We start from the raw sequence: 6,785 nt of genomic DNA, 5'->3' as shown, positions 1-6,785 counted from the left end.
CCCCGGGGGCCCCCGCCCGTGCTCCCCCTCCGCCCCGGGCGCGTGGGGGGGCTGGGCTTCACCCCGGGCCCCCGGCGGGGGGGGGGGGGGGGCCCGACCCCCCCCCCCCCGCCGGTCCGTCAAGCGAGGACGACGCCGCAGGCGCTCATCAGCGCAGCTGAACGGGGGGCGCCCAAGCGGGGTCGCGGCCGGTGAAAGCGACCAGCCGGTCCAGAGGTGGTGCGCTTGCGTCGATGGCGATTTCGGGGCCGAAGGGCATGCCGGGGCCACGGTATTCCGGCTGGATCACGCCTTCGAGCACGGTGAGGGCATGCTGGCAGGTTTGCGGGTCCGGGTTCCATCGCTGGCCGGTCGCACGGGCCAGGTCCCAGCCGTGGCCGAGCGTTTCGATCAACAGCAGGTCGATGACTACGGAGCCCGGATAGGCGCCGCCCAGCAGCGGAACGTTCACGGTAGCTGTCGCCAGGCCGCCGGCCAGGGCCGATCGGATCGTGGTGGTGAGGTGCGCGATCACGGCACTCGGGTGGTCGGGGCCCGTGAACGCGGACGGGTCGGGCCGGTCGCTGCCGGACGGCTCAGTGAAGGCAGCGTCGAAGTAGGTGAGCCAGCCCAGCAGGTGGCGGCGCAACGTGCTCACGTCGAAGTCGTCGCACGGTGTGGGGAGCTTGTCCTGCTCGGGAGTGATGCCGGGGAACTGGTGAGCCAGGTCCTCGAGTACCGGAAAGATCATGGAACCACTTTCTCTGATAGGTGACTATATCGAGTGTAGTCTACTCTCAACGATCTACGATCGGGCAGGGTCTACAGTCATAGGGGTGGTGACACAAGAGGCCGGACGGCGGGCCGAGTACGCGGCTGCGACCCGTCAAGCGATCCTGCTGGCGGCGCGGGAACTGTTCGTCGAACGGGGCTATTTCGACACCCGGGTGCAGGACATCGCCCGTGCAGCGCGGGTAGCAGCGCCCACCGTCTACGCAGCGGTCGGAGGCAAGAGCGGTGTGCTACGCACACTCATCGAGGACGGGGTGCGCGCCGCTGAGGCCGGCGGCATCTACGAGCGGATCGCTGCGCAAACCGACCCCGGCGCGCTGCTGCGCATGCTCGTGGACGGCACTCGAAGCGAGTTCGAGCTCTGGTCGCCGATCATGCGTCAGGCGATCGCCGCCGCACCTCAGGACGCCGGGATCCGGGAGACCGTCGGCGCGGCGCACGACAGCCTGCGCCGCGGATTGCGGGCCACTGCGGCCCGGCTCGCGGAACTGGGCGCACTGCGCGCCGGAGTCACCGTCGACGAGGCTGCGGACGTGCTCTGGTACTTCCTCGGCAACGCCTCCTACTTCACACTGACCGACGACTGCCACTGGCCGCTCGACCGCTCCGCCGACTGGCTGCACCGATGCCTCGCCGCCGCGCTGCTCGGCACGTAAGGAAGTGGCCGGCCAGGACCGCACGCCGTCGTGGACGCGGCGGCCGCGCGATGTGCAGCCGCCGAAAACGAACCGGCGCCTCGGCCGTAGATCTCCTTCGACCCGACTCGGCTGACGACCTGCGTCGAAATCCCCGACGGCCCGCTGCCGCCCCTCCGCCAGGCTGACGTACGCCCGGTCACACCGGCGCAACGCCGAGGAACGGTCGACAGGCGTACGGCGCATTCCATGCCCGACGATCGCGGTGCCGGATCACTGCGGCGGAGCACTTTGCGGGCTGGCCGGCGTCGTCAGTCACAGGCGGCACGCTCCGGTGTCGCGCGAAGGGTGTCTGCCACCGTCTGACAGGCGAGCCGCGCCACGGCCCGTAGCTCCGTGTCCGAGGCGCTGGCGCGGCTGAGGACGGCCAGCGACTGATTGACTGCGACGACGAACGTGGCCAGCTCGTCCGCCAGTTCCTCAGGGGCGGCCGAGGGACCCGTCAGGGCTGTGCGCACTCGCCGGCGCTGGGTGTCGAGCAGAGTGCGCACGTGAGCGCTGTTGTCTCCCTTGAGTATCGGCGCCTGCGCGGCGGACTGGGCGATGAGGCACCCCGCAGGGACAGACGGATCGGCGATGCGCGCGAGGACGACGTCGAAAAATGCCTCGATGGCGCGTACCGGGTCGCCGGCATGGGTGGTGAGGGCCTGCTCGTATCGAGTGCCGTAGGTCGAGGCGTAGCGGTCGAGGCACTGGCGGAAGAGCGCGTCCTTGCCGCCGAAGGTGCCGTAGAGGGAGCCGCGGCCGAGACCCGTGGCGGACCCCAGGACGTCCAGCGAGGCGTCCGTGTACCCGCGTTCCCAGAACACGCGCATCGCCTGGTCCAGAGCCGTGTCAACGTCGAACTGCTTGCGGCCTGACATGTTCCCTCCTGCGTCCCTTCATGATCCTACACACCTGCTGTACCGATCGATCCAAGATTCCTTGACCGATCGTTCCAAGATGATTAACGTGAAGGCACTCGTACCCGAAGTTGGAAGGTGCCGCCGTGATCGGTGAGAGGGCACGTGAGGTTTCGGCCAAGGCCCTCACGCCCGAAGGGGGCTCGCGGGCGCGTACCGGATTTTGGCTCGTAGCTGCGGTGTACGCCCTGGTCTGGGTGGACGCTGCCGATTCCGCTGTACGCGCTCCGGGCGCCGCGAATGGGCTTCGGACCGTTCACCACGCCGCTGGTGTTCGCCGTCTACGCGTTGGGAACGGTGCTGGCGTTGATGATGTTCGCGTCCCTGTCCGACCATACGGGGCGTCGCCCGCTCCTGGTCGGCGCCCTGGCCGCCGCGACTGCGAGCACCGCCTTGGTTTTGATTGCATGCGACGTCGGAACGTTGCTGGTGGCGCGGTTCCTGTGTGGATTGGCCACCGGTGTGTTCACCGCCACCGCTACCGCAGCACTCAATGAGCTGGCCGGAGAACCTCGCGCACGGCGAACGTCGATCGCGTCCACTGCCGCGAGTATGGGCGCACTGGGGCTGGGCACCGTCACGGCGGGTCTGTTCGCCCAGTACGGCGCGGACCCCACGCGCCTGGTGTTCTGGGCGTATCCGGGTACCCGGGCACTGGCGTTTCCCGCCCGCGCCGTCGTCCCGGAGACCGTTGCCGTTCGGCGAGGCCCTGTCCTGTCCGTGCGCCGACCGACCCTGCCCGACCGGCGGCCAGATCGGCCGGAATTTCTGAGCGCCGCCACGGCCGTCCTGGCCGCCTTCGCCGTCAGCGGATTGTTCTCCTCGCTGGTGCCCTCATTTCTGCGCGAACAACTGCACGTTCACAACCTCGCCGCGATCGGCGCAGAGCTGCGCTGCTGTTCCTCATCGCCCTGATCGTCCAAGTGGCCTCCCCCCGGGCGCTGGCTGCGCGACGGCCGGCTTTCGACTGCTTTCCTTGTCGCGGGCATCGCGGTCTTCCAAACCGGGCTGTGGGTACGGCCGCTGCCGCTATTCGTGATCGACCCCCTGCTGGCGGGCACCGGCGTCGGCCTGGGCGGATCTGCTGTCGACGATTTCCTCGCCGCGTATGCCGGCACGATCGTGCCCACCCTGGCCCTGGGACTGCTTGACCAGATCCTCGACCAGGACATCTGACCTCGCCGCTGTCTGTCGCCGTGGCCGCCACGACGCTCGCCACCGCCCGAAGGCGACCCGCAGCACCGTACTTGCTGCATCCACGAAAGGAACAATCATGAGCCGGTCCACGATCGACCTGCCCCCACCCGACGGCCCTGGCTCCGTGTCGCAGGCACCGAAGCTCGCGGCCCGATTCAGCGATACGTTCACGAGCCGTTACATCGACACCGGCGAACTGCGCCTGCACGCGGTCATCGGCGGTGAAGGACCCGCCCTGCTGCTGCTGGCCGGCTGGCCCCAGACCTGGTACGCCTGGCGCCTTCTCATGCCCGCGCTGGCCAAAGACTTCCAGGTCGTCGCGGTCGACCCACGTGGCGTCGGACTGTCCGACAAGCCCTGCAACGGGTACGACACCGGCACTCTCGCCGACGACCTCGCCGCGCTGATGACCGCGCTGGGACACCAACGATTCGCCATGGTCGGCCACGATATCGGAATGTGGACGGGCTATGCCCTGGCCGCGGATCACCCCGACCGGCTCGATCGTCTGGCCGTCGCCGAAGCCGCGATCCCAGGCCTGTCCCCGTCACCACCTCTGTTCGGAAGTGCGGATTCCAACGACCGACTCTGGCACTTCGGCTTCAACCGGCTCAGCGAGATCAATGAACGACTGGTCAAGGGGCGTGAACACCTCTACTTCGGGCACCAGTTCGCGACCAAGGCCACGAAGAAGCTGCCCGACTACGCCGTCAAGCACTACGTCGACATCCTCGCGGCTGACCCGGACGCCCTGCGTGCCAGCTTCGAGTTCTACCGCGCGCTCGACACGACCATCGCGCAGAACCAGCGGCGCAAGTCACGACCGCTCACCCTCCCCATCCTGACGATTGCAGGAGCGGACAACTCGGGCGAAATGGTCGGCAACACCATGAGGCTCGCGGCCGACGACGTGCAAAGCCTCATCATTCCCAAGTGCGGCCACTACCCGCCGGAAGAGGCACCGGAAGCGATGCTGGCCGCCCTCACCACGTTTCTGGCCCCATACCGGGATAACCCGAACAATTCCCCGGCAATGTCGCGGTAGAAGGGCTCCACATACACAGCCACTCCGGAAGAGCAGCTTCAACCCGCGCCGTCTTGCCGTCCCTCTGCGTTCGACCGGGCGGCGTTCGGTCTGTGACGCTCGCCGACCTCCTGGGCACGCAGGGGCTTCGTCGTGGACTGCGCGGAACCCCTTGGGCGCCCGTCGATACGGCGCGCACCTCGATGATCTTCCGGTGAGCTGTTCGTCAGCCCTGCACCAGACCCGGGCCACCGTCAGCCACTACAACCGGCGCGGCGACCCCCTCCCGAGCCCGCCTCCGCCCCTGGGACAACCCGAGCAGAACCGATCACAACCTCAAGATCTGAGGCTGTAGTACTCGCCTACTCGCCGCCGAAGCGCTCCTTGTACGTCTCCAGGTCCTCGTCCGTGAGCTTGGCGAACAGGACCGGCGGGACCGTGAAGGGGGTGCCGGCCGGGACCGAGGAGAGGGACTTCGCCTCGTCCGCCGAGACCCATGCGGCCGAGTCGTCCTTCAGGTCGAACGCCGCGCGCATCGTGGCCGCCGAGCTCGGGATGAGGGGCTCCGAGACCACCGCGTACAGGTGGATCAGGTTCATCGCCGTGCGCAGGGTGAGGGCCGCGCCGTCCTTGTCGGTCTTGATCTCCAGCCAGGGGGCCTTCTCCTCCAGGTAGGAGTTGCCGGCCGACCACAGGGCGCGCAGGGCGGCGGCCGCCTTGCGGAACTGGAGGGCCTCCATGTGCTCCTCGTACTCCGCGAGGAGACGCGCGATCTCCTCGCCGAGCTTCGCCTCCGCCTCGCCCGGCTCGCCGCCCGCGGGGACGTCGTCGCCGAAGCGCTTGCGGGAGAAGGACAGGACGCGGTTGACGAAGTTGCCGAGGGTGTCGGCGAGGTCCTTGTTGACCGTGGCGGTGAAGTGCTCCCACGTGAAGGACGAGTCGTCGGACTCCGGAGCGTTGGCGATGAGGAAGTAGCGCCAGTAGTCGGCCGGCAGGATCTCCAGGGCCTGGTCGGTGAAGACGCCTCGCTTCTGCGACGTGGAGAACTTTCCGCCGTAGTACGTCAGCCAGTTGAAGGCCTTGACGAAGTCGACCTTCTTCCACGGCTCGCGCACGCCCAGCTCGGTGGCCGGGAACATCACCGTGTGGAACGGGACGTTGTCCTTCGCCATGAACTGCGTGTAGCGGACGTCGGTGTCGACGTCGTACCACCACGACTTCCAGTCGCGGTTCTCCGGGTCCTGGTCGGACCACTCCTTGGTCGCGCCGAGGTACTCGATCGGGGCGTCGAACCAGACGTAGAAGACCTTGCCCTCGGCGGCCAGCTCCGGCCAGGTGTCGGCCGGGACCGGGACGCCCCAGTCCAGGTCCCGGGTGATCGCGCGGTCGTGCAGGCCCTCGGTCAGCCACTTGTGGGCGATGGAGGACGCCAGCTGCGGCCAGTCGTTGTCGTGCCGGGCGACCCACTCCATGACCTCGTGCTGCAGCTTCGACTGGAGCAGGAAGAGGTGCTTGGTCTCGCGGACCTCCAGGTCGGTGGAGCCGGAGATCGCCGAGCGCGGGTTGATCAGGTCGGTGGGGTCGAGCACCCGGGTGCAGTTCTCGCACTGGTCGCCGCGGGCCTTGTCGTAGCCGCAGTGGGGGCAGGTGCCCTCGACGTAGCGGTCCGGGAGGAAGCGGCCGTCGGCGGGCGAGTAGACCTGGCGGATCGCGCGCTCTTCGATGAAGCCGTTCTCGTTCAGCTTGCGGGCGAAGTGCTGCGTGATGTCGCGGTTCTCGGCGCTGGAGCTGCGGCCGAAGTAGTCGAAGGCCAGCGCGAAGCCGTCGTAGACCGCCTTCTGGGCGTCGTGCGCCTGGGCGCAGAACTCGGCGACCGAGAGGCCCGCCTCGTTCGCGGCCAGCTCGGCGGGGGTGCCGTGCTCGTCCGTCGCGCAGATGTAGAGGACGTCGTGGCCGCGCTGGCGGAGGTACCGGGAGTACACGTCCGCCGGGAGCATGGACCCCACCATGTTGCCCAGGTGCTTGATCCCGTTGATGTACGGAAGGGCGCTGGTGATGAGGTGTCGAGCCATCGGGGGCTGCTCCCAGGTCGCGGTCGCTGAGTGTACGAACCTTGAAATCGTAGCCGACATGTGTATGCCGCCCGCCTCCCGTTTTACGGGGTGAGAAGCGGGCGGCATCGGTGTGCCTGCGGAG

The 6,785-nt window shown here is 68.3% G+C and carries 7 protein-coding genes; 4 read left to right on the top strand and 3 right to left on the bottom strand.

The genetic code is table 11. The features are described from left to right. Positions 1-148: 148 nt before the first annotated feature. Positions 149-730 (bottom strand): TIGR03086 family metal-binding protein, encoded by a 582-nt coding sequence (locus ACWGKT_RS38370; protein WP_453277290.1) that lies wholly within the window; start codon positions 728-730, stop codon positions 149-151. A gap of 85 nt (positions 731-815) precedes the next feature. Here ACWGKT_RS38370 and ACWGKT_RS38365 point away from each other — a divergent pair, with 85 nt between their 5' ends. Then, positions 816-1,427, top strand: a complete 612-nt coding sequence (locus tag ACWGKT_RS38365; RefSeq protein ID WP_453277289.1) for a TetR/AcrR family transcriptional regulator — start codon at positions 816-818, stop codon at positions 1,425-1,427. A 290-nt stretch (positions 1,428-1,717) separates the two neighbouring features. Here the strand turns inward: ACWGKT_RS38365 and ACWGKT_RS38360 are convergent, their stop codons facing one another. Further along, positions 1,718-2,329, bottom strand: a complete 612-nt coding sequence (locus tag ACWGKT_RS38360) for a TetR/AcrR family transcriptional regulator (protein WP_453277288.1) — start codon at positions 2,327-2,329, stop codon at positions 1,718-1,720. A gap of 279 nt (positions 2,330-2,608) precedes the next feature. Between ACWGKT_RS38360 and ACWGKT_RS38355 the strand changes: the two genes are divergently transcribed. The 3 genes from ACWGKT_RS38355 (at position 2,609) to ACWGKT_RS38345 (ending at position 4,610) form a co-directional block, all read left to right on the top strand. Beyond that, positions 2,609-3,283 carry an MFS transporter gene (locus ACWGKT_RS38355; RefSeq protein WP_453277287.1) on the top strand — a complete coding sequence of 225 codons (675 nt, stop codon included), beginning with the start codon at positions 2,609-2,611 and terminating at the stop codon, positions 3,281-3,283. Between the two features lie 120 nt (positions 3,284-3,403). Next, positions 3,404-3,544: a hypothetical protein gene (locus tag ACWGKT_RS38350; protein ID WP_453277286.1), complete on the top strand. Its 141-nt coding sequence runs from the start codon at positions 3,404-3,406 to the stop codon at positions 3,542-3,544. Positions 3,545-3,641: 97 nt separating this feature from the next. Beyond that, positions 3,642-4,610, top strand: coding sequence for an alpha/beta fold hydrolase (locus tag ACWGKT_RS38345; RefSeq protein ID WP_453277285.1), 969 nt, complete (start codon positions 3,642-3,644; stop codon positions 4,608-4,610). A 341-nt stretch (positions 4,611-4,951) separates the two neighbouring features. Here ACWGKT_RS38345 and metG read toward each other — a convergent pair whose 3' ends face one another. After that, positions 4,952-6,661, bottom strand: coding sequence for a methionine--tRNA ligase (gene metG / locus ACWGKT_RS38340; protein ID WP_453277284.1), 1,710 nt, complete (start codon positions 6,659-6,661; stop codon positions 4,952-4,954). Positions 6,662-6,785 lie beyond the last annotated feature (124 nt).

It is taken from the genome of Streptomyces sp. NPDC054794 (assembly GCF_053611585.1).
Note: the sequence above shows the minus strand (reverse complement) of the source record. Positions and strands in the feature narration are given on the sequence as shown.